27 protein-coding genes are annotated in these 26302 nt (G+C 71.4%); 12 read left to right on the forward strand and 15 right to left on the reverse strand.

The genetic code is table 11. The annotated features are described in order from the left end of the window. Positions 1-123: 123 nt before the first annotated feature. Positions 124-1119, forward strand: a complete 996-nt coding sequence (gene hemB / locus ACFYUS_RS23370; protein ID WP_388855247.1) for a porphobilinogen synthase — start codon at positions 124-126, stop codon at positions 1117-1119. On the opposite strand, the gene ACFYUS_RS23375 is transcribed toward hemB, so the two are convergent. Then, on the reverse strand, positions 1120-1968 hold the full coding sequence (locus tag ACFYUS_RS23375; RefSeq protein ID WP_388855250.1) for a DUF4253 domain-containing protein: 849 nt from the start codon (positions 1966-1968) through the stop codon (positions 1120-1122). 104 nt (positions 1969-2072) lie between these two features. Between ACFYUS_RS23375 and ACFYUS_RS23380 the strand changes: the two genes are divergently transcribed. After that, positions 2073-2342, forward strand: a complete 270-nt coding sequence (locus tag ACFYUS_RS23380) for a DUF1876 domain-containing protein (RefSeq protein ID WP_388855842.1) — start codon at positions 2073-2075, stop codon at positions 2340-2342. 75 nt (positions 2343-2417) lie between these two features. On the opposite strand, the gene argS is transcribed toward ACFYUS_RS23380, so the two are convergent. Next, positions 2418-4187, reverse strand: a complete 1770-nt coding sequence (gene argS, locus ACFYUS_RS23385) for an arginine--tRNA ligase (protein ID WP_388855252.1) — start codon at positions 4185-4187, stop codon at positions 2418-2420. A gap of 173 nt (positions 4188-4360) precedes the next feature. Here argS and lysS point away from each other — a divergent pair, with 173 nt between their 5' ends. Further along, on the forward strand, positions 4361-6082 hold the full coding sequence (lysS, locus tag ACFYUS_RS23390) for a lysine--tRNA ligase (protein WP_388855255.1): 1722 nt from the start codon (positions 4361-4363) through the stop codon (positions 6080-6082). A gap of 259 nt (positions 6083-6341) precedes the next feature. Here the strand turns inward: lysS and ACFYUS_RS23395 are convergent, their stop codons facing one another. The 3 genes from ACFYUS_RS23395 to ACFYUS_RS23405 all read right to left on the reverse strand — a co-directional run bounded on the left by ACFYUS_RS23395 (position 6342) and on the right by ACFYUS_RS23405 (position 9566). Then, positions 6342-7658: a DUF2637 domain-containing protein gene (locus ACFYUS_RS23395; RefSeq protein WP_388855258.1), complete on the reverse strand. Its 1317-nt coding sequence runs from the start codon at positions 7656-7658 to the stop codon at positions 6342-6344. A gap of 120 nt (positions 7659-7778) precedes the next feature. After that, positions 7779-8534 carry a DUF3558 domain-containing protein gene (locus ACFYUS_RS23400; RefSeq protein WP_388855261.1) on the reverse strand — a complete coding sequence of 252 codons (756 nt, stop codon included), beginning with the start codon at positions 8532-8534 and terminating at the stop codon, positions 7779-7781. 81 nt (positions 8535-8615) lie between these two features. Then, on the reverse strand, positions 8616-9566 hold the full coding sequence (locus ACFYUS_RS23405; RefSeq protein ID WP_388855264.1) for a DUF3558 domain-containing protein: 951 nt from the start codon (positions 9564-9566) through the stop codon (positions 8616-8618). Positions 9567-9740: 174 nt separating this feature from the next. On the opposite strand from ACFYUS_RS23405, the gene ACFYUS_RS23410 reads away from it, so the two are divergent. After that, the gene (locus ACFYUS_RS23410) at positions 9741-10934 is read left to right on the forward strand and encodes an RtcB family protein (protein WP_388855844.1); all 1194 of its coding nucleotides are present in this window, start codon (positions 9741-9743) and stop codon (positions 10932-10934) included. 50 nt (positions 10935-10984) lie between these two features. On the opposite strand, the gene ACFYUS_RS23415 is transcribed toward ACFYUS_RS23410, so the two are convergent. The 3 genes from ACFYUS_RS23415 to ACFYUS_RS23425 all read right to left on the reverse strand — a co-directional run bounded on the left by ACFYUS_RS23415 (position 10985) and on the right by ACFYUS_RS23425 (position 13165). Further along, the gene (locus ACFYUS_RS23415) at positions 10985-11857 is read right to left on the reverse strand and encodes an LAGLIDADG family homing endonuclease (RefSeq protein WP_388855267.1); all 873 of its coding nucleotides are present in this window, start codon (positions 11855-11857) and stop codon (positions 10985-10987) included. Between the two features lie 143 nt (positions 11858-12000). Beyond that, a complete protein-coding gene (locus tag ACFYUS_RS23420) occupies positions 12001-12765 on the reverse strand; it encodes an SDR family NAD(P)-dependent oxidoreductase (protein WP_388855270.1) in 765 nt (254 codons plus the stop codon). Between the two features lie 64 nt (positions 12766-12829). Further along, positions 12830-13165 (reverse strand): YnfA family protein, encoded by a 336-nt coding sequence (locus tag ACFYUS_RS23425; RefSeq protein ID WP_388855273.1) that lies wholly within the window; start codon positions 13163-13165, stop codon positions 12830-12832. Positions 13166-13403: 238 nt separating this feature from the next. Here ACFYUS_RS23425 and ACFYUS_RS23430 point away from each other — a divergent pair, with 238 nt between their 5' ends. Then, complete coding sequence (locus tag ACFYUS_RS23430) at positions 13404-13724, forward strand: hypothetical protein (protein ID WP_388855276.1); 321 nt, start codon at positions 13404-13406, stop codon at positions 13722-13724. A 20-nt stretch (positions 13725-13744) separates the two neighbouring features. On the opposite strand, the gene ACFYUS_RS23435 is transcribed toward ACFYUS_RS23430, so the two are convergent. Continuing rightward, complete coding sequence (locus ACFYUS_RS23435) at positions 13745-15196, reverse strand: FAD-dependent oxidoreductase (protein ID WP_388855279.1); 1452 nt, start codon at positions 15194-15196, stop codon at positions 13745-13747. A gap of 114 nt (positions 15197-15310) precedes the next feature. On the opposite strand from ACFYUS_RS23435, the gene ACFYUS_RS23440 reads away from it, so the two are divergent. Next, the gene (locus tag ACFYUS_RS23440) at positions 15311-15871 is read left to right on the forward strand and encodes a TetR family transcriptional regulator (protein WP_388855282.1); all 561 of its coding nucleotides are present in this window, start codon (positions 15311-15313) and stop codon (positions 15869-15871) included. A gap of 98 nt (positions 15872-15969) precedes the next feature. Further along, positions 15970-16455 (forward strand): MarR family winged helix-turn-helix transcriptional regulator, encoded by a 486-nt coding sequence (locus tag ACFYUS_RS23445; RefSeq protein WP_388855285.1) that lies wholly within the window; start codon positions 15970-15972, stop codon positions 16453-16455. A gap of 21 nt (positions 16456-16476) precedes the next feature. On the opposite strand, the gene ACFYUS_RS23450 is transcribed toward ACFYUS_RS23445, so the two are convergent. Then, positions 16477-17217, reverse strand: coding sequence for a Mut7-C RNAse domain-containing protein (locus ACFYUS_RS23450; protein WP_388855288.1), 741 nt, complete (start codon positions 17215-17217; stop codon positions 16477-16479). Positions 17218-17510: 293 nt separating this feature from the next. Here ACFYUS_RS23450 and ACFYUS_RS23455 point away from each other — a divergent pair, with 293 nt between their 5' ends. Next, a complete protein-coding gene (locus ACFYUS_RS23455) occupies positions 17511-17945 on the forward strand; it encodes a GNAT family N-acetyltransferase (RefSeq protein WP_388855291.1) in 435 nt (144 codons plus the stop codon). On the opposite strand, the gene ACFYUS_RS23460 is transcribed toward ACFYUS_RS23455, so the two are convergent. From ACFYUS_RS23460 to ACFYUS_RS23470, 3 genes are read right to left on the reverse strand one after another with little or no spacing between them, the layout of a single operon-like run. Continuing rightward, positions 17942-18460, reverse strand: a complete 519-nt coding sequence (locus ACFYUS_RS23460; protein ID WP_388855293.1) for a GNAT family N-acetyltransferase — start codon at positions 18458-18460, stop codon at positions 17942-17944. The genes ACFYUS_RS23455 and ACFYUS_RS23460 overlap by 4 nt on opposite strands. A 14-nt stretch (positions 18461-18474) precedes the next feature. Then, positions 18475-19311: a DUF6597 domain-containing transcriptional factor gene (locus ACFYUS_RS23465; RefSeq protein WP_388855296.1), complete on the reverse strand. Its 837-nt coding sequence runs from the start codon at positions 19309-19311 to the stop codon at positions 18475-18477. A 23-nt stretch (positions 19312-19334) separates the two neighbouring features. Next, positions 19335-19583, reverse strand: coding sequence for a hypothetical protein (locus ACFYUS_RS23470; protein ID WP_388855299.1), 249 nt, complete (start codon positions 19581-19583; stop codon positions 19335-19337). Between the two features lie 257 nt (positions 19584-19840). Here ACFYUS_RS23470 and ACFYUS_RS23475 point away from each other — a divergent pair, with 257 nt between their 5' ends. Further along, the gene (locus ACFYUS_RS23475; RefSeq protein ID WP_388855302.1) at positions 19841-20845 is read left to right on the forward strand and encodes an ABC transporter substrate-binding protein; all 1005 of its coding nucleotides are present in this window, start codon (positions 19841-19843) and stop codon (positions 20843-20845) included. 3 nt (positions 20846-20848) lie between these two features. Here ACFYUS_RS23475 and ACFYUS_RS23480 read toward each other — a convergent pair whose 3' ends face one another. Beyond that, complete coding sequence (locus ACFYUS_RS23480) at positions 20849-21253, reverse strand: MerR family transcriptional regulator (RefSeq protein ID WP_388855847.1); 405 nt, start codon at positions 21251-21253, stop codon at positions 20849-20851. Positions 21254-21369: 116 nt separating this feature from the next. On the opposite strand from ACFYUS_RS23480, the gene ACFYUS_RS23485 reads away from it, so the two are divergent. Next, on the forward strand, positions 21370-23319 hold the full coding sequence (locus tag ACFYUS_RS23485; protein ID WP_388855305.1) for an APC family permease: 1950 nt from the start codon (positions 21370-21372) through the stop codon (positions 23317-23319). Positions 23320-23387: 68 nt separating this feature from the next. Here the strand turns inward: ACFYUS_RS23485 and ACFYUS_RS23490 are convergent, their stop codons facing one another. Continuing rightward, positions 23388-23990: a hypothetical protein gene (locus tag ACFYUS_RS23490; protein WP_388855308.1), complete on the reverse strand. Its 603-nt coding sequence runs from the start codon at positions 23988-23990 to the stop codon at positions 23388-23390. Positions 23991-24221: 231 nt separating this feature from the next. Here ACFYUS_RS23490 and hemL point away from each other — a divergent pair, with 231 nt between their 5' ends. Both hemL and ACFYUS_RS23500 read left to right on the forward strand, forming a co-directional pair. Continuing rightward, complete coding sequence (gene hemL, locus ACFYUS_RS23495; RefSeq protein ID WP_388855850.1) at positions 24222-25568, forward strand: glutamate-1-semialdehyde 2,1-aminomutase; 1347 nt, start codon at positions 24222-24224, stop codon at positions 25566-25568. Then, complete coding sequence (locus tag ACFYUS_RS23500; protein WP_388855311.1) at positions 25565-26257, forward strand: histidine phosphatase family protein; 693 nt, start codon at positions 25565-25567, stop codon at positions 26255-26257. Before hemL ends, ACFYUS_RS23500 begins: the two co-directional genes overlap by 4 nt. Positions 26258-26302 lie beyond the last annotated feature (45 nt).

The raw sequence follows: 26302 nt of genomic DNA on the forward strand, positions 1-26302 counted from the left end.
CGGTTCGCCGGTGGGGGCAATCGTTCCGCCCAGCGGGACGATTGCCCCCACCGGCGCGGGGCGGGGCCCTTGCCCACACCTCGTCGGCAAAGGCACGGCAGGCGCGGGCGTAGCCTCGGATTCATGAACTCGTACGGATCCTTTCCCGGGGCGCGGCCGCGGCGGCTGCGGACGACGCCTGCCATGCGCCGGATGGTGGCCGAGACCCGGCTGCATCCCGCCGACCTGATCCTGCCCGCGTTCGTGCGCGAGGGGATCACCGAGCCCGTGCCGATCCAGGCCATGCCGGGGGTCGTGCAGCACACGCGGGACACCCTGCGGAAGGCCGCGGTGGAGGCACTGGAGGCCGGAGTCTCCGGGATCATGCTGTTCGGCGTGCCCGAGGACGCGAAGAAGGACGCCGCCGGCACGGCCGGCACGGACCCGGACGGGATCCTCCAGGTCGCCATCCGGGACGTGAAGGCCGAGGTCGGCGACGACCTCATCATCATGTCCGACCTGTGCCTCGACGAGTTCACCGACCACGGCCACTGCGGCGTCCTCGACGCCGACGGCCGCGTCGACAACGACGCCACGCTGGAGCGGTACGCCGAGATGGCCCAGGTCCAGGCCGACGCCGGCGTCCACGTCGTGGGCCCCTCCGGAATGATGGACGGGCAGGTCGGGGTCGTCCGCGACGCCCTGGACACCATCGGCAAGGAGGACGTGTCGATCCTCGCGTACACCGCGAAGTACTCCTCCGCCTTCTACGGCCCCTTCCGCGAGGCCGTCGGCTCCTCCCTCCAGGGCGACCGCAAGACCTACCAGCAGGACCCCGCCAACCTCCGCGAGTCGATGCGCGAGCTCGCGCTCGACCTGGAGGAGGGCGCCGACATGGTCATGGTGAAGCCCGCGGGCCCGTACCTCGACGTGCTCGCCAAGGTCGCCGAATCCGTCGACGTCCCCGTCGCCGCCTACCAGATCAGCGGCGAGTACGCGATGGTCGAGGCCGCCGCCGAGAAGGGCTGGATCGACCGCGACAAGGCCATCCTGGAGACCCTCACCGGCATCCGCCGCGCCGGCGCGCAGATGATCCTCACCTACTGGGCCACCGAGGTCGCCCAGAACCTGCGCGGCTAGTCAGTCCCACCAGAAGGTCCACACCGGGGTGTCCAGGAGGGCCTTCCGGGCGTACTCGCGCAGGCTGCCGTAGTGCCCCTGCGTGATGGTGTCCGGGCAGAACGCGAAGTGCTCCGCCGCCACCGCCTCGGCCTCCTCCGGAGTCCGGGGCGGTGCCTCCACCGACACCACCAGCCGGTCGAAGGTCAGCGCGACGACACGGGCACCGAAACGGTCCTCCCACGAGCGCAGCACCGCACACAGCCGCGCCACGTCGTTCTCGTGGTTCAGCGGCCCTCCCCAGCCGATGACCGCCGGTATGTCCGCGCTCCGCCGCGCCGGCACCAGCGCCGGGCGGGCGTCGTCCAGCCAGAAACCCGGCTCCGTCAGCATCTCCGCGACCGTGGCCGCCGCCCGGTCCGGGTCCGTGGTCAGGGGCTGCTCCGGAGCCAGCCCCGGCCAGCCCGTGGTGAAGGGGGCGACGATGCCCAGGTACCCCGGCTGCTCGCCGGACAGGTCCGTCACGGCGGGGCCCCGCTCCTCCTCCGGTGTCTCCGAGGCCGCGTAGTACTCCCAGAACTCGGCCAGGACCTCTTCGGCGTCGTGGTCCGCCGGATCGCTCATCCGCTCCGGCATCAGGTCCCACCGGTCCAGCCCCCACTCACCCCCCAGCAGCACCGGCAGCAGCCCCGCCGTCCGCGCCGCCGGGCGCAGCGCCGCCCACGCGGCAGGACCCGCCGGGCCGTGCCCCGACCAGAGGTACGGGGAGTCCGCCGGGCCCGTGAGGGCGCCGGGCGGCAGGTCGAGACCGAGGGAACGGCCGGTCGGATCGGACACGAGCTTGGGCAGCTGGTTCGGGATCATCGCCATGATCAGAACGTAGGGGGAGCCACTGACAACGAGTGGTGGGGCGACAGAGGGCGGCGCACTCTGGAGGAGTAGCCGACAGGTCCTCGGTGGAGGTGGTCCTCATGATGCACACGCTTGTCGGATGGCATGTGGAGATGGAGTTCCAGGAGGAGGGCGACCGGACGAAGGCCGCGGCCATGGTCCGGCTCACCGACGGCACCGAGTTCCGGGCCCACGGCACCGCGAACCGGCACCCCTCCGACCCGGACCAGCTGCGCGTGGGCGAGGAGATCGCGGGCGCACGCGCCCTGATGGACCTCGCCTCGCAGCTGCTGCAGAAGGCCCACAAGGAGATCGACGAGGTCTCCGGCCGGACCTCGCACGCCATCCGCTGACGCCTGGTGACGACGAAGCCCCCGGCACGGCGATCCGTACCGGGGGCTTCGAACGCTACGAGGCCGCTACGAGACTCAGAGGCGCTCGGGCGTCCGGATGCCCAGCAGCGCCATGCCCTGGTGCAGCGTGCGGGCCGTGAGGTCGATCAGGAACAGCCGGTTTTCCTTCTGCTCCTGCGTGTCCGCCTTCAGGACCGGGCACTGGTCGTAGAACGCGGTCAGGTGCGACGCCAGCTGGTAGAGGTACGCGGCCAGCTTGTGCGGCGCGTACTCCTCCGCCACCTCGGCGACCGCGGCACCGAACTGGTCCAGGTGTAGACCGAGCGCGCGCTCGGCCGGGGCCAGCTCCAGCTTCCGGTGGGCCGTCGGAACGGCGTCGCCGGCGTTCCGCTTGATCGACTGGATACGCGCGTACGCGTACTGGATGTACACCGACGTGTCGCCGTTCAACGACACCATCTGGTCCAGGTCGAACTTGTAGTCGCGCACGGCGGAGGTCGACAGGTCGGCGTACTTCACCGCGCCGATGCCGATCTGCGCGCCGTTCTCGACGATCTCCTCCTCGGTGAGGGCGATCTTCTCGTTGTTCTTCTCGCGCACGACCTCGGTCGCACGGTCGATCGCCTCGTCCAGCAGGTCCACCAGCCGCACCGTCTCGCCCTCACGGGTCTTGAACGGCTTGCCGTCCTTGCCGAGGACCGTGCCGAAGGCCAGCTGGTGCGCCTTCACCTCGTCGTTCAGCCAGCCCGCGCGGCGGGCCGTCTCGAAGACCATCTTGAAGTGCAGCGACTGGCGGGCGTCCACCACGTACAGCAGGGACGTCGCCTTGAGGTTCTGCACGCGGTCACGGATCGCGGACAGGTCCGTCGCCGCGTAGCCGAAGCCGCCGTCGGACTTCTGCACGATCAGCGGGACCGGGTTGCCGTCCGGGCCCTTCACGTCGTCGAAGAACACGCACAGGGCGCCCTCGGAGCGGACGGCGACGCCCGACTCCTCCAGGATCCGGCAGGTCTCCTGCAGCATGTCGTTGTAGCCGGACTCGCCGACGACGTCGCCGTCCCGGATGTCCATGTCCAGCTTGTCGAAGACCGAGTAGAAGTAGATCTTCGACTCGTCGACGAACCGCTGCCAGAGCGCCAGCGTCTCCTCGTCGCCCGCCTGGAGGTCCACGACCCGGGCACGCGCCCGCGTCTTGAACTCCTCGTCGGAGTCGAACAGGGCACGCGAGGCCTTGTACAGCCGGTTCAGGCTCGACATGGCCTCCTCGCCGGAGACCTCCGTCTCCGAGGAGTGGTCCAGCTCGTGCGGGTGCTCGATCAGGTACTGGATGAGCATGCCGAACTGGGTGCCCCAGTCGCCGATGTGGTGGCGACGCACCACCGTCTCGCCCGTGAACTCCAGGATCTCGACCATCGCCGCGCCGATCACGGCCGACCGCAGGTGGCCGACGTGCATCTCCTTCGCCACGTTCGGCTGCGCGTAGTCGATGACCGTCGTGCCCGCCGACTCGCTGAACGGCACGCCGAGACGCGCGTCCGCCGCACGGGCCGCGAGGGTGTCGACGATCGCCGCGTCCGTCACCGTGATGTTCAGGAAGCCGGGGCCCGAGACCTCGATCTCCTTCAGCACGTCATTGGCCGGGATCGCCTCGACGACCTTCGTCGCCAGCTCACGCGGATTGCCCTTGAGCCGCTTGGCCAGCGCCAGGATGCCGTTGGCCTGGAAGTCGGCCCGGTCGCTTCGTCGCAGCAGCGGGTCGGCGGACGCGGCGTCCGGCACAGCTGCCGAGAGGCCGTCCGCGAGGCGCTGCTGCACGGTCGAAGCGAGGGAAGGGACCGAGGCCATGAGCTTCCGTTCCTGTTGAGTTCGTCAGGTCTAATTCGCTTGTCAAGTGTCCCACGGGACCGCAACGTGATTTCCCCGCCTGTGGACAACCTCCGGGAGTCTCGTTCCGTCTGGGAGAATGGCTTGCGTAGGGCTGTCAGGCAGCACCCCTCAGGAAGAAGGACGTACCGACCGTGGCTCAGAGCAGCACCGAGACCGACTGGGTCTCCCGTTTCGCGGACGAGGTCATCGCCGAGTCGGAGCGACGTGCGCCTGGCAAACCGGTCGTCGTCGCCTCCGGCCTCTCCCCGTCGGGCCCGATCCACCTCGGCAACCTCCGCGAGGTCATGACCCCGCACCTGGTCGCCGACGAGATCCGCCGCCGCGGATACGAGGTCCGGCACCTCATCTCCTGGGACGACTACGACCGCTACCGCAAGGTGCCGAACGGCATCGAGGGCATCGACGCGTCCTGGGCCGAGCACATCGGCAAGCCGCTGACCTCCGTCCCGGCCCCCGCCGGCTCGCCCCACCCCAACTGGGCCGAGCACTTCAAGGCCGCCATGGTCGAGTCGCTCGCCGAGCTGGGCGTCGAGTACGACCCCATCAGCCAGACCGAGCAGTACACCGCCGGCACCTACCGCGAGCAGATCCTGCACGCCATGAAGCACCGCGGGGACATCGACGCCATCCTCGACCAGTACCGGACGAAGAAGGCCCCGAAGAAGCAGTCCCAGAAGCCCGTCGACGAGGCCGAGCTGGAGGCCGAGGAGGGCTCCGGCGCCGCCGCCGAGGACGACGGCTCCAGCGGCACCTCCGGCTACTTCCCGTACAAGCCCTACTGCGGCCAGTGCGAGAAGGACCTCACCACCGTCACCTCGTACGACGACGACACCACCGAGCTCGCCTACACCTGCACGAACTGCGGCTTCGCCGAGACCGTCAAGCTCAGCGAGTTCAACCGCGGCAAGCTGGTCTGGAAGGTCGACTGGCCCATGCGCTGGGCCTACGAGGGCGTCATCTTCGAGCCCTCCGGCGTCGACCACTCCTCGCCCGGCTCGTCCTTCCAGGTCGGCGGCCAGATCGTCGGCATCTTCGACGGCGTCCAGCCCATCGGCCCCATGTACGCCTTCGTCGGCATCAGCGGCATGGCCAAGATGTCCTCCTCCCGCGGCGGCGTGCCCACCGCGGCCGACGCCCTGAAGATCATGGAGCCGCAGCTCCTGCGCTGGCTCTACGCCCGCCGCCGGCCCAACCAGTCCTTCAAGATCGCCTTCGACCAGGAGATCCAGCGGCTCTACGACGAGTGGGACAAGCTGGAGGCCAAGGTCGCCGACGGCACCGTCCTGCCCGCCGACGCCGCCGCGCACTCCCGCGCCGCCCGCACCGCCGCCGGCGAGCTGCCGCGCACCCCGCGCCCGCTCCCGTACCGCACCCTCGCCTCGGTCATGGACATCACCGCCGGCCACGACGAGCAGACCCTGCGGATCCTCACCGAACTCGACCCCGAGAACCCGGTGACCTCGCTGGACGAGGTCCGGCCCCGCCTCGACCGCGCCGAGAACTGGATCACCAACCAGGTCCCGGCCGACCAGCGCACCATCGTCCGCGACGAGCCCGACACCGAACTCCTCGGCTCCCTCGACGACGAAGGCCGCGAGTCGCTCCGCCTCCTCCTCGACGGCCTCGACACCCACTGGTCGCTCGACGGGCTCACCACCCTCGTCTACGGCGTCCCGAAGATCATGGCCGGCCTCGACCCCGAGGCCAAGCCGACCCCCGAACTGAAGCTCGCCCAGCGCGCCTTCTTCGCCCTGCTCTACAAGCTCCTCGTCAGCCGCGAGACCGGCCCCCGCCTGCCCACGCTGCTGCTCGCGGTGGGCGCGGACCGGGTGCGCAAGCTGCTCGCCGCGTAGCAACCGGAGGCTCCAGGCCGGGCCACACGCCGACGGACGGAGTCCGGCGCAGCCGACCGAAGCCCGGGAGGCCCCCCTGGGGCCGAGCGGTGCGAGAGCGGCGTGGGGGGAGGGGTCCGGCCCCCGCCTGCCCACGCTGCTGCTCGCGGTGGGCGCGGACCGCGTGCGCAAGCTGCTCGCCGTCTGAGCCGGTGAGCTGAGCACGGGAAAGGGCCGCCGCCCCGGGAGACCGGGGCGGCGGCCCTTTTCACGCACCTCGTTACGGGGTGTCCACGTCGGCCCTCGCCTGCTGGACCCGCTCCTGCGCGGCCGGCACCGCCTGCCGCAGCAGATCGATGTCGGACGCCGGGAACTCCGGAAGGCCGTACTGCTCGGCCACCAGCCGCGCCAGCTCGGCCTCGGCCGGGAACCGCTCGTGCTCAAGCACGTACGAACCCATGACCTTGTAGACGACGTCCTCGAACTCGTTCGCCTGGGGCTCCGGCTGCTCCACGTACTCCGGGTACTCCACGAACTCCTCCGGACCCGCCGGAGGAACGTCCTCCGGCCCCTGCGGCACCGGGACCGGCATGGGCTCCAGGCCCTCCACGATCTGCGGGTTGTAGTTGCCCTCGTACGACTCCGGGGAGACCTGCGAGGCATCGAACCAGTGGCTCTCATGGTTCACCGGCCCCGCCGGCCCCACCGGGACCGCGACCGGAGCGGGGACCTGCGCCTGGTCCGGAACCTGCGCCTGCTCCTGCGCCGGAACCTGCGCCGGAACCTGCGCCTGCGCCGGAACCTGCGCCTGCGCCGGGAGCGCCGCCGGCTGGCCCTGCGGGAGCGCGGCCGGCTGAGACGGGGACGACGGCTGGACCGGAAGCGCGGACTCCGCAGGCAGGACCGCCGGATCGATGCCCGCCGCCGCCAGACCCGCCGACGCCGTCTCCGCCAGCGGCACCCCGTACCGCGCGAGCCGCAGCGGCATCAGCGCCTCCACCGGAGCCTTCCGCCGCCACATGCGCCCATAACGGGCCTGGAGCCGCGCCTGATAGACCAGCCGCTCCTGCTCCAGCTTGATCACCTGCTCGTACGAGCGCAGCTCCCACAGCTTCATCCGACGCCACAACCGGAACGTCGGCACCGGCGACAGCAGCCAGCGGGTCAGCCGGACACCCTCCATGTGCTTGTCGGCCGTGATGTCCGCGATCCGGCCCACCGCGTGCCGCGCGGCCTCCACCGCCACCACGAACAGCACCGGGATCACCGCGTGCATCCCCACACCCAGCGGATCCGGCCAGGCCGCCGCACCGTTGAAGGCGATCGTCGCGGCCGTCAGCACCCAGGCCGTCTGACGCAGCAGCGGGAACGGGATCCGCAGCCACGTCAGCAGCAGATCCAGCGCGAGCAGCACACAGATGCCCGCGTCGATGCCGATCGGGAAGAAGTACGAGAAGGTGCCGAAGCCCTTCGTCAGAGCGAGCTCGCGCACGGCGGCGTACGAACCCGCGAAACCGATCCCCGCGATGATCAGCGCACCGCCGATGACGAGGCCGATGAGTATTCGGTGCGTGCGATTCAGCTCCATCGCGGCCACCCGCGATCCCCTCCCGTCATTCGACATCCGGCGCGCACAGAGTGGCACATGTGCGCGAAGCCCGGCCCTCGGGGGAGGGACGGGCTCCGCATGAATATGCCACTCTGTGCTGGTTCGTGACTACTTGTTGGCCGCCGCGACCGCCGCGACAGCCTCCTTGGCCGCCGTCACCGCACCGGCCGTCACCGTCTTCTCCGACGGAGTCTCGGCACCCGCGTAACCGGCACCGTTGTACGACAGCAGGACCAGCACGTTCCCCGTACGCGCCACGATCGACGTGTACACGAAATCCTCGTCCGTCTTGCGCAGCTGGTACGTGACCGCGCTCGCCTCGTCACCGATGCCCGGCGCCGGCACCGTCCGCAGCTTCTTCGCGCCCGGCGTCTCCTGGACCTTCGCCAGCTCCTTCGCCAGGTTCTCCTGCGCACGCTCCTGGCCGCTGCCGAGCGACGCGTCCGACTCGTACCGGTAGAAGGACACATCCAGCCAGCGGTACTGCGAACCCTTCACGCCCTTGTCCTCAAGGCCGTTCCACGAGCAGCCGCCACGGCTCGCCAGATCACTGGACGCGGCCGGCGTGCCGTTCTTCGTCTTCGCCTTCGGCACCAGCGACGCCGTCGTCTTCGTCGAGATCGCCTTGCAGACCTCCGGCAGCTTCGCGAACTTCGCCGGCTCGACCGTCTTCGTCGACTGCGACGGCGAAGGCGTCACGGACGCCGACGCGGACGCGTTGCCCTGCCCCTGCCCCTGCCCCTGCCCCTCCGCCTTCCCGGAATCACCGGAATCCGAGGAGCAGCCCGCGGCGACGAGCATCACCGGGACGGCGGCGCAGGCGAGTATGCGGGTGAGTCGCGTTCGCGGAGCTGATCGCTGCATGGTTCCTTCAGTCGCTTGTCGGCCACAGGTACGGCGACACGTTACGTGGTCGCTGCCCGCTCACGGAGCGGATGCGAACCGCTACTCCTCCAGCCGCTCGGCGAGCTGCCGGGCCAGATTCCGGGCCTTTTCCTGCAGTTCCGCGCTGTCCGGCACCTCGACGGAACCCGAGGTCTGCTCCCGGTAGGACACCGTCACGATCACGTTCGATGTGCGGAACACCACGCTCACGGCACGCTGATGGCTGTTCGCGCCGACCGTGCTGAGCACGTCGTCGACGTACGCGACGTCCCCGAGGCCGTCGAGGACACGGGGCTCCAGACCGGACGGGTCGGCACCGGGAGCGCCCGAGGAGGCGGAGGAGGTGGGGGAGAGGGGGGCGACGGAGGAAGAGGCGGAGGAGGTGGGGGCGGCGCCGGTCGTCGCGGGCTTGCCCGGCGGGGTGGTGGCCGCGGCCGGCTTGCCCGAGGCGGAGGCGGAGGCGGTGCCCGCGGGCGTTCCCGCGGGCGTTCCCCCGGGTGTTCCCGTCGGAGTGGGCGAGGCGGTGGGAGGCAGCGGGATGCCCGCCGCGAGCTGCTTGCGGGCGTACACCTCCTGCGCCCGGTCGTCGTCACTGACCGCCGCGTCGTACGACACCACCCGCTCGATGTCGAGGGACAGCCGGTGCGAGGTGTCCGGCGTGTCGGCCTTCCACGTGCAGCCGACACGCCGGTCGGTGTCGTACGTGACGGCCGCGACGCCCCGGTACGCCTTGTCGCGCTCGGCGTCGGGCAGCGCGGCGGCGCCCGGGAGCAGGTCCTTGAGCGTGGCCTGCGGGACGGCGCCGCAGGGCTCGAAGAGGGTGCGGTAGCGGCCGGGGCGCGCGACGGGGTCGGCGGCCTGGCCGACCTTGGCGTCGACGGCGACGTCGCCGGCCGGCGCGCCGGCGGAGCAGGCGGTGAGGCCGGCCCCCAGGCCCAGGCCGAGTGCGAGGGCGACGGCGGTGCGCGCCGTGGACCCGGCGCGGCCGGGTGCGTACCTCTTTCGCTGCACGGTCCCAGACTCCCTTCGCCCGAAGTCATTCCCGAAAACTGTTTGCCGCGTGAACCCGGCCGATGGACACAATGTCTATCGCACACGCAGCCGTTGATGCCGGTCCCCTGTCACCTGTACGGGCTTTGGCTCCGGTTTTTGCGTTATCAGTCTTTTCGGGGGAATCGAGGAAGTATGTCGTACGTAGAGGTACCGGGCGCGAAAGTACCGATCAGGATGTGGGCCGACCCCGCCTCGGTCGAGGGCGGCGCCATGCAGCAGCTGCAGAACGTGGCGACGCTGCCGTGGATCAAGGGCCTCGCCGTGATGCCGGACGTGCACTACGGCAAGGGCGCGACCGTCGGTTCGGTGATCGCGATGCAGGGTGCGGTCTGTCCGGCGGCGGTCGGTGTCGACATCGGCTGCGGGATGTCCGCCGTCAAGACCTCCCTCACCGCGAACGACCTTCCGGGCGACCTCTCCCGCCTCCGCTCGAAGATCGAGCAGGCGATCCCGGTGGGCCGGGGGATGCATAGGGAGATGGTGGACGCGGGGCGGCTGTATCAGTTCCCGACGGCGGGGTTCGGGGACCTGTGGTCGCGGTTCGACACGGTTGCTGATCCGGTGAAGTTCCGCCGGGAGCGGGCCGAGAAGCAGATGGGAACGCTCGGGTCGGGTAATCACTACTGCGAAGTTTGCATCGATGGCCAAGGGTCGGTCTGGCTGATGCTGCACTCCGGGTCCCGGAACATCGGCAAGGAGCTCGCCGAGTACCACATCGGCGAGGCGCAGAAGTTGCCCCACAACCAAGGTCTGGTCGACCGAGACCTAGCTGTGTTCGTTGCGGACACTCCGCAGATGGCGGCGTACCGGAACGACCTGTTCTGGGCGCAGGAGTACGCGAAGTACAACCGGGCGATCATGATGGCGCTCTTCCAGGAGGTGATCCGCCGGGAGTTCCGGAAAGCGAAGGTGACCTTCGAGCCGGTGATCTCCTGCCACCACAACTACGTGGCGGAGGAGCGGTACGAGGGCATGGACCTCCTGGTCACCCGCAAGGGCGCGATCCGCGCTGGATCCGGGGAGTTCGGGATCATTCCGGGTTCGATGGGCACCAGCTCGTACATCGTGAAGGGGCTCGGCAGCGAGGCCGCGTTCAATTCGGCCTCGCACGGCGCAGGCCGGCGGATGAGCCGGAGCGCGGCGAAGCGGCGATTCACGATTCGGGACTTGGAGGAGCAGACGCGGGGCGTGGAGTGCCGGAAGGACGCCGGCGTGCTGGACGAGATCCCTGGCGCCTACAAGCCGATCGAGCAGGTCATGGAGCAGCAGCGGGACCTGGTCGAGGTGGTCGCCAAGCTCAAGCAGGTCGTGAACGTGAAGGGCTGACGCCCGAGAATGGCTCCCGGCACGACGTGCCGGGAGCCATTCGGCGTGCCCTAGTAGCCGCGTGGATTCGGCCCGATGCCGTTGATCAAGCGCCAACGCCGCACCTGGCAGCTGCTCTGGGACCGGCCCAGTTCTGCGGCCGCCTGAGCTGGCGTGGGCGCCGCGAGCAGGGTGCGGTCTTCCTCGGCGGTCCAGGGTTTCCGCGGGGGGCGGATCTTCATTCCGGCCGGACGCACCCAATCGGCGAGTGAGGCGGCGGCGCTCTTCTTGCGCTCCAGGGCGAGGCAGCCCGGGTAGTAAAGGTGCGCGGCCAACTGCACGGCCGCCTCCTTCGTGTACAGGACGTTGTAGATCCCGTCACGAGCGTTCCGCTTGATCCGGCGCTCGGCGCCGGTGACCTTCTTCGTGTAGTGGCACAGGTACGCGCCGATCGCGGTGCTGGCGGTGGTGAGGGAGACGAACGGGAGACCTTGGCCGGTGTAGCCGACCGAGCCGTCCGCGTCGATCACGCCACGCAGGTAGTCACGGCGCGAGAAGGGCACCCGGGGTGGCGTGATCTTCTTGGACTTCTTGCCGTACGGCAGGCCGAGCTGGTTCAGGATGGTGCGTGCCTCCAGCGCGGACAGGGACCAGGTGGCCGAGTGGTGGCTCGTCGAGAAGTTCGTGGCCCGGGTGCGTTCCCTGATGCTGCTGTTGTACGGGGTCAGTCGCTGGAACTCGCGGAGGATGCCGATGTCCCGCACGTTGAGTTCGACGGTCAGCCGCCCGCGGTTACGCGTCTGTTCGCTGAGGTGCCCGTCGGCCTGCAGGAAGCCGAACATGTAGGCGTATTCGGGGCTCTTGAGGTCCATGAAGGACGGCGCGGCGGGCGTGAGGGCGCTGATGTCGAACAGTGCGGGCGCGCTAGGGTCCTGTTCAGCCATGGGAAGTTGCACCTTCCTGCTGGTGAGGCCCTCGGCTGGGACTGCAATCCCTGCCGAGGGCCGTTTCTGTATGGAGTTGTTTTCGACGGTAGAGCGGGTCTTCGAGTGTGGTGTGGGTGATCGAGGGGATTCACCCGGACGTGTCAGAGCTCGCGGTGGACCTTGGTGTTGGAGGCCTGGGCGCGGGGGCGGACGACGAGGAGGTCGATGTTGACGTGCGGGGGGCGGGTGCAGGCCCAGGTGATGGTGTCGGCGACGTCGTCGGCGGTGAGGGGTTCGGCGACGCCGGCGTAGACCTTGGCGGCCTTGGTGGTGTCGCCGCGGAAGCGGGTGGTGGCGAATTCGTCGGTCTTGACCATGCCGGGGGCGATCTCGATGACGCGGACGGGGGTGCCGACGATCTCCAGGCGGAGGGTTTCGGCGAGGACGCGGGCGCCGTTCTTGGCGGCGACGTAGCCGGCGCCGCCTTCGTAGGTGGAGTGGCCGGCGGTGGAGGAGAGGACGACCACGGTGCCGTCGCCGCTGGCGGTGAGGGCGGGGAGCAGGGCCTGGGTCATGTGGAGGGTGCCGAGGACGTTGACCTCGTACATGCGGCGCCAGTCCTCGGGGTCGCCGGTGGCGACGGGGTCGGCGCCGAGGGCGCCGCCGGCGTTGTTGACGAGGACGGCGAGGGTGCGGAAGGCGGTGGCGAACTCGTCGACGGCGGCGCGGTCGGTGACGTCGAGGGCGTAGGCGGTGGCCTGGTGGCCGGCGTCGTTGATCTCGGCGGCGAGGGCTTCGATGCGGTCCTTGCGGCGGGCGGTGAGGACGACGCGGTAGCCGGCGGCGGCCAGTTGCCGGGCGGTGGCGGCGCCGATTCCGCTGCTCGCTCCGGTGATGACGGCGATGGGGGTGCCGGCGGCAGTCATGACGTGCTCCTCGCGCGTGTGGTCGATTGCGGGTCGATCGCCCGGTCAGGATAGGCGGGCGGGGTCAGCGGCCTCGGGGGGCGTACATGATCACGGCCATGCCGGCGAGGCAGATGAGGGCGCCGGTGACGTCCCAGCGGTCGGGGCGGTAGCCGTCGGCGGCCATGCCCCAGGCGAGGGAGCCGGCGACGAAGACTCCGCCGTAGGCGGCGAGGACGCGGCCGAATTCGGCGTCGGGCTGGAGGGTGGCGACGAAGCCGTAGACGCCGAGGGCGATGACTCCCGCGCCGATCCAGATCCAGCCCCGGTGTTCCCGGACGCCTTGCCAGACGAGCCAGGCGCCGCCGATCTCGAAGAGGGCGGCGAGGGCGAACAGGGCGGTGGAGCGGGCGATCAGCATGGGGGCAGGGTGCCATGGGACACGCTGGGTTGATGGCTTGTCATGATGTGTGATTATTCGTGGGTATTTTTGGTCTATGCGTCGATTGTGGATGGGTGTGCTGGGGGCCGTTCTCGCGGCCGCGGTGGTGATGGGGTCCGGCGGGAGTGCCGGGGCTGCGGGGTCGGGGGCCGTGGGTGAGGCGGATCTGTCCCATCACGGGCAGGTCTCCCTCTGGGACGGGAGGGTCGGTGTCTGGTTGGTCAGTCAGAACCGCGGGCCCGCCGACATCCCCCAGGCGACGGTCCGGCTCGCCTTCTCCGAGCCGATGGCGGGCGGCCAGGAGCTGCCGCCGGCCTGCTTGTGGAGCAGTGACCGGGTGGTGTCCTGCCGGACGGGCGCGCTCCGGGCCGCGGGGGGTGCCGGTGAGCTGGCGCTCGATCTGCGGACCGCGGGCTTTCCGGACGAGATGACGGTCGAGGTCACCACGGCCTGGCGGGACGGGGTCGCCGACCGGAATCCGGGGAACGACCGGCACCGTGTGCTGGTGCTCGCCACCGGGGATCCTTACGTCTTCTGAGTCCGTCGGCCGTCCGGTCGTCAGCGGCTCGTCCAGTGGACGTAGCCGTCGGGGCGGACCAGGACCGTCGTGCTCTTCGCGGGGTCCTGCCAGGTGGCCCGGACCAGGTGTCTCGGGGTGACGGGGGCGGTCGCCGGTGGTGCGGGGGTCGCTCCTCGCGGGGCGATCAGGACGAACTCGCCCTGGCGGAGCAGTTCGTGGAGCCGGCCTTCGCGCAGGTGGACGTCGGGTGCGCGGCGGCCCGAGAGGCGGCCGGCGCCCGGTGCGGGGGCGTAGGCGATGCCGATGCCGCTGAGCATGCCCATGGCGCGGGCCGAGGCGGGCGGGACCGCGTTCAGGAAGCGGGCGGCGAGGGTGCGGGCGGCGCGGGTGAGCGGGGTGTGGGCCATCGCGAGGCGGACGAGGGCTCCGCTGCTGCGGAGCACCATGGTGCCGACGGGGTGGCGCTCGGACTGGTAGCTGTCGAGGAGGGCCTCGGGGTCGGGTGCCTCGCCGCGGAGTGCGGCGGTGAGCTTCCAGGAGAGGTTGGCGGCGTCCTGGAGGCCGGTGTTCATGCCCTGGCCGCCGGCGGGGGAGTGGACGTGGGCGGCGTCTCCGGCGAGGAAGACGCGGCCGACGCGGTAGGCGGGGGCTTGGCGCTCGTCGCTGTGGAAGCGGGAGATCCAGCGGGCGTCGTGCATGCCGTGGTCGGTGCCGAGGGCCTTGCGGGTGATCTCGCGGACCTCGTCGAGGTCGACGGGTGCGCTGTCGGGGACCTGGCGGGTGCGGGTCCAGCCCATGACCCGGTACCAGCCGTCGCCGAAGGGGGCGAGGAAGGCGAAGGTGTCCCCGGAGCCGTTGACGCTGAAGACGTCGGCGGGTTCCTCGGTGAGGCGTACGTCGGCGAGGACGATGGAGCGGATCACGGAGCGGCCGGGGAAGGGGAGGCCGAGGGCGGTGCGCACGGAGCTGCGGTGGCCGTCCGTGCCGACCAGGTGGCGGGCGCGGAGGGTGAGCGGGGTGCCGTCGGGGTCGGTGAGCTCCGCGGTGACGGTGTCGGCGTCCTGGCGCAGTCCGCGCAGCTCCGTGCCGTACCGGAAGGTGACGCCGGCGGTGGCCGCGCGGTGCTCCAGGAGGCGCTCGACCTCGTACTGCGGGGTGACGAGCAGGTGGTTGAAGCGGGTGGGCAGGCGGGTCAGGTCGAGGTCGAGGCGGCCGAAGAGGCGTGCCGTGGTCAGGGTGGTGCCGGTGGTGAGGAGCTCGTCCGCGAGGCCGCGGGCGTCGAGCTGCTCCAGGGTGCGGGCGTGGACGCCGAAGGCCCGGGTCATGTTGGAGAGGCCCTGGGGGCGGCGCTCGACGAGGGTGACGTCGATGCCGGCGGCGGCGAGGTCGCCGGCGAGGAGGAGGCCGGTGGGGCCCGCGCCGATGACGAGCACGTCGGTGTGCGTGTGTGTGGTGTTCGTGCTTTCCACGTTCGTGTTCGTGGTGCTCATGGCTGCCTCCTGGGTGCCCACGATCGTTTGCCAACAGGTGTTGGTCAACGCTTGTTGGCAACGTTAGGGCGCTTCGGATGGTGTGTCAACGCTTGTTGGCCTACAGTTGTTGGTATGACGACCGTCCGCCGTTCCGACGCCACCAGAGCCGCCATCCTGGAGGCCGCCCGCGAGCGCTTCGCCTCCGACGGGTACGAGCGCGCCACCATCCGCGCCATCGCCCGCGACGCCGGGATCGACCCGTCGATGGTGATGCGCTACTACGGCAACAAGGAGGGACTGTTCGCCGCCGCCTCCGACATCGAGATCGGCCTGCCCGAGCTGGGGGCCCTGCCCGCCCGCCACATCGGGGCCGTCCTGGTCACGCACTTCCTGGAGCGCTGGGAGCGCGACGAGGTCCTCACCGCGATGCTGCGGGTGGGCGTCACCAACGAGGCCGGGGCCGCGCGCATGCAGGAGGTCTTCGCCCAGCAGCTCGGGCCGGTCGCCCGGGGCGTCTGCCCCGACCCCGAGGACGCCCCGCGCCGGGCGGCGCTCGTCGCGTCCCAGATCCTCGGCATGGCGCTCGCCCGCTACGTGCTGCGCCTGCCGCCGGCCATCGCGATGTCCGCCGAGGAGGTCGTGGCCTGGCTGGGGCCCACCGTGCAGCGCTATCTGACCGCCGAGGCGCCCTGAGGGCGCGGGGCCGTCCGCCCGTGCCCCCGCGTGTCCCCGCGCTCCCCCGTGGCCTCGTGGCCCGTGACCCCGCGGTGTCTGGGTCGTACAATCTCTGCATGACGCAGAAGAGTTCCGGTCGGCGCGAGGCGCTCATGGCCGAGCTGTACGGGGAGGCCCGCCGCTACATGGCCGCCTACGCCCTGTTCAACCAGGCCGTCGCCGACCACCTGGGACTCCACCCGACCGACGTCCAGTGCCTGAACCTGCTCAGCCTGGAGGAGGGCCCGGTGACCACCGGGCGGGTCGCCGAGCTGACCGGGCTCACCACCGGCTCCGCGACCCGGCTCGTCGACCGGCTCGAACGCGCCGGCTACGTGACCCGCGAGCGCTCCACCGAGGACCGGCGCCGGGTCCTCGTGGCGCCCGTCCCCGCGCGGATGGCCGAGCTCGGCGAGCTCTGGCGGAAGCTGAACGACACCTGGGGCACGATGTTCGACGCCTACAGCGACGCCGAGGTCTCCCTGCTCATCGCCCACATGCGGCGGACCGTCGAGGTCAGTGCGGTGCAGGTCGAGCGGCTGCGGGGCGGCGACCTCGGCTGACCGCGCGCGGGCCAGGGGATCTCAGCGCGCCGTCGCCCCGCCGAACTCCCGTACCGCGTCCGACACGATCGCCTCCAGGCGGGAATGGTGGGCGCCGCGCCAGTAGACCCGGCCGCACTCCACGCACTGCGCGAACACGTCGTACGTCTTCTCCGTGCCCTGCTCCAGCTGCTCGCGCACCGCGTCCTTGTCGGCCTCGCTCAGCTCCCCGTTGCACGCCGTGCAGCGGGTCCAGGGCGCGAGCGGCGGCGCGAACCTCTCCAGCACGTCGCGGAGCTGGTCGTCCGGCCGGTCGCTGTAGACGTAGGCGCCCGCCCACAGCTCACGGCGGCGCAGCAGGCCGCGGTCCCGCGAGAGCATCACGCGCCGCTCGCGCGCGGAGAGCGCGGCGAGGGCGGGGTCGCCGATGTCCTCGCTCTCGTACGCCGCGTCCACGCCCAGCAGCCGCAGGCGCCGGGCCAGCGTGCCGAGGTGCACGTCGAGCAGGAAACGGAGCGGCGCGCCGCCCGGGACCCGCTGCGGGCGGACGACGTCCTCCACCTCGACGGTCTCGCCCGCGCCCGGGACGTGCGAGGCGTCCACCTGCCGTCCGTCGACCAGGAGCCGTCCGGCCTCCGTGAGGGGCACGCCCAGTGACTCCACGACGTGGCCGAGGGACGAGGTGCCGTCGGTGGTGAGGGGGGTGCGGGCTGCGCGGCGCTCCGGTGAGACGAAGAGGTGCAGGCCGGGGGCGAAGCTGATGTGGATCTCCGGTCCGTTCACGGGGACAGGATGGCATCGGGGTCTGGTGCGGGGCCAGAGAATTCGGCCCTGGGCGGGGCGGGGCCTTTGGTTTCGGCGCCTGGGCCCGCACCACGAGTGCGCCGCCGCCACGGGTGCGGGTCAGGGCCCGCACCACGAGTGCGCCGCTGCCACGGGTGCGGGTCAGGGCCCGGAAGTCTCTGGCGCCGGCAAGGGCGCCGTTCCGTTGTGCCCACCCGTCCCGCCCCGGCGGAACGATTGCCCACAACGGGCGGAACGATTGCCCACAACGGCGGGGGAGGTACCGTCCCAGCATGAAGATCATCGACCTTGAGCCCGGTGACCCCCGGCTGGAGAGTGACCTCCTGCCCGTGCTCTGTGAGCTTCGGCCGCATCTCACCCCGGAGCTCTTCCGTGAGGTGTACGAGGCCGGGCACGCGCAGGGGCTGCGGTTCAGTGCTGCTTATGCGGATGGTGGACGCTGTGTCGGTGTCGCCGGGTGGCGGGTCGTCGTCAACACCAGTTCCCTGCGCGAGCTCTACATCGACGACCTGGTGACCGCCGACGCCGACCGCTCGACCGGCGTCGGGCACGCGCTCATCGCCCACCTGGAGGGGCACGCTCGCGCGGCGGGCTGCCGGGAGCTCGATCTCGATTCCGGGACCCACCGGACCGGTGCGCACCGGTTCTATCTGAGGGAGCGGTTCGACATCACGGCGTTTCACTTCACGCGGGTGCTCGGCGACTAGCGGAGGGCGATCCTCCAGTCGTTGCAGCGCATGGGGCGGCCCGGCGGGTACTCGAAGTCGCGCTCGCCGAGGAGCTCGAAGCCGGCTTTGCGGCAGACCGCGTTCGACGCGGCGTTGTCCGTGGAGGGGAAGGCGTGCAGGTGGCGGTGCGGTCCTGCGGCCCGGGCCTCGGTGATCACCGCGCGTGTGGCGGAGGTGGCGAGGCCGCGGCCCTGGAAGGCGGGCAGGATCGACCAGCCCGTCTCGTACACCGGCTCGCCGTCCCAGGTCTGGGCCCAGAAGCCGATGCTGCCCACGACGGCCTTCTCCGGCGGCAGCACGATGCGGAACATGCGCCCCGCGCCCGTGTCGTCGGAGCTCAGGTCCACGTACCGTCGGTGGCGCCGGACGAGCTGCTCCTCGGTCTCCGGGCCGCCGAGGTGGCCCATCAACTCCGGCGCGTTCAGGGCGTGGAGCAGGCCCGCGTCCTCCTCGGACCAGGGTTCGAGGAGGACCTGTGGCGTGGTGTCGGTCATGTTCGTACGGTAGGTCAGGGCGCTGACACCGCGCGGGCGTACGCGGTCGGCGGGAGTCCGATCGTCGCCGTGAAGTCCCGTACGAGATGGGCCTGGTCGCTGTAGCCCAGCTCGGCGGCGAGTACGGACCAGTCGGGGGCGCCCGCCGCCTCGGCGCGTTCCAGGGCCTCGTGGATCCGGTAGCGCAGGATCACCCACTTCGGGCCGACGCCGACATGGCCGGCGAACAGGCGCTGGAGCGAGCGCGGCGACAGGCCGCTCGCGGCGGCGAGCCGGGACACCTTGCGGACCGTGCGGTCCGAGCGGATCAGCTCCACCAGCTCCATGGCCTGCTCGGCGGCCGGGTCGACGGCCGGGCCGTGGGCCAGGAGGAAGGCGTCGAGCGCCGCCACGCGCGCGTGGTCGCCGTCGGGGGACAGGACGGCGGTCAGGGCGCTCTCGCCGCCGGATTCCGGGAACACCTCGCCCAGCGGCACCCGGCGGCCCGTCCAGTCCGACACCGGCCACGCGGGCGCGAAGGGGCGGAAGCCGCCGGGGCGGAACTGCACCCCGCAGACCCGGCCCGTGTCCGTCAGCCTCTGCGTGAACAGGCCGAGCCCGACCCCTGCCACCTCGGCCCACGGGGCGCCCTGTGCTCCGTACCGCTGGAAGACGACGTTCACCGACGGGTGCGGGACGACACGGCTCGCGTACGGCTCCGGCAGCTCCCAGTCCATCAGCCAGTAGTGCTCCAGGTACGGCCGCAGTTCCGGCGCCGGGCTGTGCCGGCGGAAACGGACGCGGGCGAGCAGTTCGGCGGGGTCGACGATGCCCCGGGTGTCCCGGCGGGGCAGGGGCGTGGATGCGGGCATGGCCCGGATGTTAGGCGGTGCGGTCAGCGCAGGCGGCCCGTCGGGTCCTGGGTGAGCCGGGAGACGACCTGGCCGAAGGCGTGCTCCTCGGCGGGCGTCAGGGGCACCGACTCCTGCGGGTGCCAGACCCGCTCGAGCGGGGGGTCCTCCGGCGCGCCGCGGGCGCGGGCACGGGTGCGGAGGCTCAGCGTCAGCCACGCCACCGTCGAGACGGCGAGCAGGCCGAAGAGCGTGATCACGCGGGGGTCCGAGAACTGGCCGGGCAAGGACATGGCTCACTCCAGGGCGCGAGGGCCGCCCGTCCCCGGCGCGCCCGGGCAGGTGGTGCGCGCGTGCGCGACGGCAAGGGCCGCTTTCTGCTGCTTCCTCCCGATTCGTTCAGTTAACACCACCCCGGGGGGATTTCGGCAGGGGGGATCTGGGCCGAAGTCCTGGCCCGGGTGCCGCCCGGGAGGCCCTCTTGTGCGGGGCGGGGAAGCGTTCCAAGGTGACGGACGAGGGAGATTCCGGCCGGGGAGGGAGCAGCCTTATGTCCGGAACGCAGGCATGGGGATTCACGGACGACAGGGGTACGGAGCTGGGGGCGGCCCACGTGCCGCTGCGGGTGGTCGCGTACGTGCGGGCGGGCGCGGCGCTGCTCGACCTGGGGGTGACACCGGCCGGCGTCTACGGCTCCGGGCACGACGGCCAGGCGCTCGACCCCGCCAAGGCGGGCGGTCTCGGGGCGGCCGGGGTGCCGTACCTGGGGCCGGGCCGGGCCCTGGACGAGGCGGCCCTGCGGGAGCTGCGCCCGGACGTGATCGTCGACGTGACCTACGACGGCAAGAGCCCGTACGCGCTGGACGAGGCGGTCGCCGAGCGGCTCGGCGTCCCGCTCGTCGCGCTCTCCGTGGGGAACGAACTCACGCTTCCCGCCATCCTCGGCCGCTTCGCCGCCTTGGCCGCGAGCCTCGGCGCGGAGCCGGCGCGGGCGGCCTCCGACGCGGGGCCTGTGCGCCCGGACTCCGCCGCCGAGCCGGCCGACGCGGGGCCTGTGCGCCCGGACTCCGTCGCCGAGCCTTCCGTCGCCGAGCCGGCGCGCCCGGACTCCGTCGCCGAGCCGGCCGCCGTCACGCCGGCGCGTATGCCTTCGGGCGCCGACTTCGCCCGCGACGACCTGGCCGCCGCCGAGGCCGCGCTCCGGGACGTCGCCGGGCGGTCCGGGCTCGCTGTGCTCGCGCTTTCCGGGGCGGGGCCCGGGCAGGTGCATCTGGCGCGGCCGCAGGCCTGGCCCGAGTTGGCGCATCTGGCCGGGCTGGGGGTCCGGTTGATCGATCCGGGGCCGGGGCCCGGGGCCAATTGGCTCACGGGGGACTGGGCCGGGGCGGTCGGGCTCCGTCCCGGGCTCGTCCTGTTCGACGAGCGGGAGCACGCGACCCTGCCGTACGAGCTGCCCTCCGGTGTCCGGCTGACCCCCTGGAACCCGGAGACCCCGCCCAGTGCCGCCGCGTACGCCCGCTTCTTCCGTGTGCTGGCCGAGGCCCTGGCCGCATAGGTCCTAGTTCAGGCAGGTGCGGAGGGAATCCGCGAACTCCTCCGCGCGGGCCAGCTGGGCCCGGAGTTCGGCGACCCGCTCCGCCGCGGCGGTCTCGTAGCGGCGGACGCGGGCGACGAGGGCGGCGCGCTCGTCGGGGTCGAGGGCGGTGTCCGTGTCCGGGCGGTCGGCGGACAGCCGGTCGACGGCGGTGAGGAGTTCGCGGGTCTCGTCGAGGGTGAAGCCGAGGGGCTTCATGCGGCGGACCACCATCAGCCGGGACACGTCCGCGTCCGTGTAGAGGGGGAAGCCGCCGGGCGAGGCCGCGGAGGGGACGACCAGGCCGTTGTCCTCGTACTGGCGGATGGTCCGCAGGGGCAGTTCGGTGCGTGCGGCGACCTCGCCGATCTGCATGGGCCGACCGGTCATGCGTACTGCGCTCACGCGTCTGGTCCTTCCTCGTACGGGGGCTCCCCGGGGCGTACGGGCCCCCTCAGGGCGCGGCTCCCGGGCATTACATACCATTCGTCCTAACTTCAGCACTTATGAGAGCTGGACATGCGGCGAAACGCCTGCTCGTCGGCCGTCCGTTGGACAGCGGGCGGCTCGGGGAGACCCTGCTGCCCAAGCGGGTCGCCCTGCCGGTCTTCTGCAGCGACCCGCTCTCCTCGGTCGCCTACGCCACCGAGGAGATCCTGATCGTCCTCGCCCTCGGCGGCCTGGCCGTGCTCCATCTGGCCTGGTACGCGGCGGTCGGCATCGTCGTGCTGCTCCTGGTCGTCGTCGCCTCCTACCGGCAGACCTGCTACGCCTACCCGGGCGGCGGCGGGGCCTATGTCGTCTCCGCCGAGAACCTCGGGCAGCGGGCGGCGCTCACCGCCGCCTCCGCGCTGCTCATCGACTACGTGATGACCGTCGCCGTCTCCGTCGTCTCCGGGGTCGCCGCCATCACCTCCGCCGCGCCCGCGCTCGACGGGCACGCCGTGGCCCTGTCGGTGTTCTTCGTCGTGGTCCTCGCCTGGATGAACCTGCGCGGGGTGCGCGAGTCGGGGCGCTGGTTCGCCGTCCCCACGTACGCCTTCATCACCGTGATCTACCTGATGTTCGCCGTGGCCGGCATCCGGATGGCGACCGGTGCGACGATCCGCGCCGAGTCCGCGGGCCTGCCCGTGGACAAGGTCTCCACCTACTCGGGGCTCGCGCTCGTGCTCCTCGCGCTGCGCGCCTTCGCCTCCGGCTGCACCGCGCTGACCGGTGTCGAGGCCGTCAGCAACGGCGTGCCGGCCTTCGAGAAGCCGAAGAGCCGCAACGCGGCCATGACGCTCGCGATCATGGGCGGGCTCTCGGCGACCATGTTCTTCGGGATCACCGTGCTCGCCATGGTCTACGAGGTCCACGTCGCGGAGGACCCCACGGAGCTCGGGCTCGCCCCCGGCACCCCGATGTCCACCGCGCTCGCCCAGATCGGCCGGGCCACCTTCGGCGACTGGCACGTCCTGTTCTACGCGCTCCAGGCCGTCACCGCGGGCGTCCTGGTCCTGGCGGCCAACACCGCCTTCAACGGCTTCCCGATGCTCGCCTCGGTCCTCGGCCGCGACCGGTACGCGCCCCGCCAGCTCGTCCACCGCGGCGACCGGCTCGTCTACTCCAACGGCATCGTCCTCCTCGCGCTCGCCGCCATCACCCTGATCGTGGCCTTCGACGCGCAGCTGACCCGCCTCATCCAGCTGTACATCATCGGCGTCTTCGTCTCCTTCACCCTTTCCCAGGCGGGCATGGTCAAGCATTGGAGGCGAGAACTCGCCACCCCCGCCGGGGCCGCGAACCGGCACAACATCCACCGCCGCCTCGCCATCAACGCCCTCGGCGCCTGCATGACGGCGGTCGTCCTCGTGATCGTCCTCATCACCAAGTTCACCCACGGCGCCTGGCTCGTCGTCATCGCGATGCCGGTGCTCTACGCCGGGATGAAGGCCGTGCGGCAGCACTACGACACCGTCGCCGCCGAGGTCTCCGTCGCCCCCGGGGAGTCGCCCCACACCCTCGCCGAGAACCACGTCCTCGTCCTCGTGTCCTCCGTCAGCGCGCCGAGCCTGCGCGCGCTGTCGTACGCGAAGACCCTGCGGCCCGACTCGCTCACGGCCGTCACCGTCGCCGAGGACCCGGCGGAGGCGGAGGTGCTCCGTGAGGCCTGGGAGGCGCACGGCATCGACGTGCCGCTGCGGGTGCTCAGCTCCCCGTACCGCTCGATCGTCCAGCCCCTCATGCGGCACGTCAGGGACGCGCCCGAGCGGAGGGGGGAGTCGATGATCTCGGTGGTCATCCCCGAGTACGTGGTCGGGCACTGGTGGGAGCAGCCGCTGCACAACCAGATCGCGCTGCGCCTCAAGACCCGTCTGCTCTTCATGAAGAACGTCGTGATCATCGACGTGCCGTACCGGCTCGCCTCCGCGCGCGAGCTGGCCGCCGAGCGGGCGGGGACCCCCTCGACCTGAGGGCTCACACCCGACCCAGGGCCTCACGTCCGATCTGAGGGCTCACACCCGACCCAGGGCCCAGGGCCTCACGGCCAGACCAGGCAGTACGGCTGGTGTCCCGCCTCGTGGAGGCGGACCGAGAAGTCCTGCCATTCGTGGAGGAGCTGGTAGACGTCGAAGGCGTCGCGCGGGCCGCCGCGGTCCGGGACGGTCGACCAGATGAAGGCGGCGGCGCCGACCGACTCCTCGCCGATCCCGCGCAGCGGGTCGACCACGGTCATGGGCAGCTTCACCACCGCGTAGTCGGGGTGCAGCACCACCAGCTCGAGCGGCGGCACCTTGTGCAGGGGCATGCCCTGGATGCCGGTGAGGACCATGGCCGCTATGGTCTCGGGCTTGATCTTGGTGAACATTCCGCCCATGCCGAGCTCGTCCCCGCCGAGCTCCTCGGGGCGCATCGAGATCGGGACCTGGGCGGCGGTCGCGCTGTTGGGCGCGCCGAAGTACTTGTACGTCACCCCCAAGCTCCGGCCCCCGATCGTCGGGGCCGATTCCGCCGCGGGCTCCGGCTTCGGCCGGTGCTCGGAAGCGGTCGGCTCCTCTGATCGCCCGCGCCGGTGCCTTCCCCGCCGGGCAGACTCCGGACCCGGGTCACCCGTCCCCTCGCCCGGTCCGCCACCGCGATGCATATCTCCACCCGACTGCTTTTTCTCGGCAACACGACCCCGCCGCGCAACCCGATCATCGTGTCAGTGACCTCCCCCGCGTTCGTACGGTGAAACACCTGTCCGCAAGAACGCCGTGGCCTCTGACACCATGGATTCCGTGAGTCATCCCCATGTCGCCCCAGTTTCGCAGACGCGGAGGGCGAGCGTCCCGGCGTAATACAGAGGATGCTCATCACCGTCCCTCCGTTCCCGATGTCGTGCCCGAAGTCGTTCTCGCAGGTCAGGATCACAGTGCCGTATTCATACGAAGCCCCAGTCTCACAGACGCTTTTCGACCGCGCTTCCCTCGTGACGCCCGGCGGCGTGAACTCACCGGTGCGTGCCTTCCGGGCCGTGGGCGGAACGCCCCGGTTCATGGTGTCCGGTTCCGGTCCGTACCTCACCGACGCCGACGGTCGTGAGTACGTCGACCTCGTCTGCTCGTGGGGACCGATGATTCTCGGCCACGCGCACCCCGAGGTCACCGCCGCCGTGCAGGCCGCCGTGGCCCGCGGCACCTCCTTCGGCACGCCCGGCGAGGGCGAGGTCGCGCTCGGCGAGGAGATCGTCGCGCGGATCGAGCCGGTCGAGCAGGTGCGTCTGGTCTCCTCCGGTACGGAGGCCACGATGTCCGCGATCCGCCTCGCCCGCGGGTTCACCGGGCGCGCGAAGGTCGTCAAGTTCGCGGGCTGCTACCACGGTCACGTGGACGCGCTGCTGGCCGCGGCCGGCTCCGGTCTGGCCACCTTCGGCCTGCCGGACACGCCCGGTGTGACCGGTGCCCAGGCCGGCGACACGATCGTGCTGCCGTACAACGACCTGGACGCGGTGCGGGCGGCGTTCGCCGCGCACCCGGGCGAGATCGCCTGTGTGATCACCGAGGCCTCGCCGGGCAACATGGGCGTCGTCCCGCCGGTGGCGGGCTTCAACCAGGGCCTCGCGGACCTGTGCCGGGAGAACGGCGCGCTGTACATCTCCGACGAGGTCATGACCGGTTTCCGTACGAGCCGGGCCGGCTGGTACGGCGTCGACGGCGTGAAGCCCGACCTGATGACCTTCGGCAAGGTCATGGGCGGCGGCTTCCCCGCGGCCGCGTTCGGCGGCCGCGCGGACGTCATGGGGCACCTGGCCCCGGCGGGCCCGGTCTACCAGGCGGGCACCCTCTCCGGTAACCCGGTCGCGACCGCCGCCGGGCTCGCGCAGCTGCGGCTGCTCGACGAGGCCGCGTACGACAAGGTGAACGCGGTCTCGAAGGAGATCCAGGGCCTGGTCACGGACGCGCTGGCCAAGGAGGGCGTGGCGCACCGGCTGCAGACCGCCTCCAACATGTTCTCGGTGTTCTTCACCGAGGACGAGGTGCGGAACTACGACGACGCGAAGAAGCAGGAGGCGTTCCGCTTCAACGCCTTCTTCCACTCGATGCTGGCCGACGGCGTGTACCTGCCGCCGTCCGCGTTCGAGTCCTGGTTCGTGTCGACCGCGCACGACGAGCGGGCGATCGAGCGGATCGCCGCCGCGCTGCCGGCCGCGGCCCGTGCCGCCGCGGAGGCCACGGCATGAGCGAGAACACCCGTGACCAGGACATCACCGTCGTCCACCTGATGCGGCACGGCGAGGTCCACAACCCCGACGGCGTGCTGTACGGGCGGCGCCCGGGCTACCACCTCTCCGAACTCGGCCGGAAGATGGCGGACCGGGTCGCCGAGCACCTGGCCGACCGGGACATCACGCACGTCGTCGCCTCCCCGCTGGAGCGGGCGCAGGAGACGGCGACGCCGATCGCCAAGGCGCACGGTCTGGACCTGGCCAGCGACGAGCGGCTGATCGAGGCGGCGAACGTCTTCGAGGGCAAGACCTTCGGCGTCGGCGACGGGGCGCTGAAGAAGCCGGCGAACTGGAAGCACCTCACCAACCCGTTCAGGCCGTCCTGGGGCGAGCCGTACGTCGAGCAGGTCGTCCGCATGATGGGCGCGCTCGACGCGGCGAAGGACGCGGCCCGCGGGCACGAGGCGGTCTGCGTCAGCCACCAGCTGCCGATCTGGATCGTCCGCAGCTTCGTGGAGAAGCGGCGGCTGTGGCACGACCCGCGGCGCCGGCAGTGCACGCTGGCCTCGCTGACCTCGTTCACGTACCGCGGGGACAAGATCGTCTCGGTCGGGTACAGCGAGCCGGCCCGGGACCTCGTCCCGGCGCACCTCCTGGCGGGCGCGAAGCCGGTCAAGGGGAAGTCGAAGGCCTTCGGGGCCTGATCGCGAAGCCCCCCACATCCCCTGGACAGGGGGGTGCCGGAGCGC

This window comes from Streptomyces sp. NPDC004284, assembly GCF_042874035.1.
Classification (GTDB): domain Bacteria; phylum Actinomycetota; class Actinomycetes; order Streptomycetales; family Streptomycetaceae; genus Streptomyces.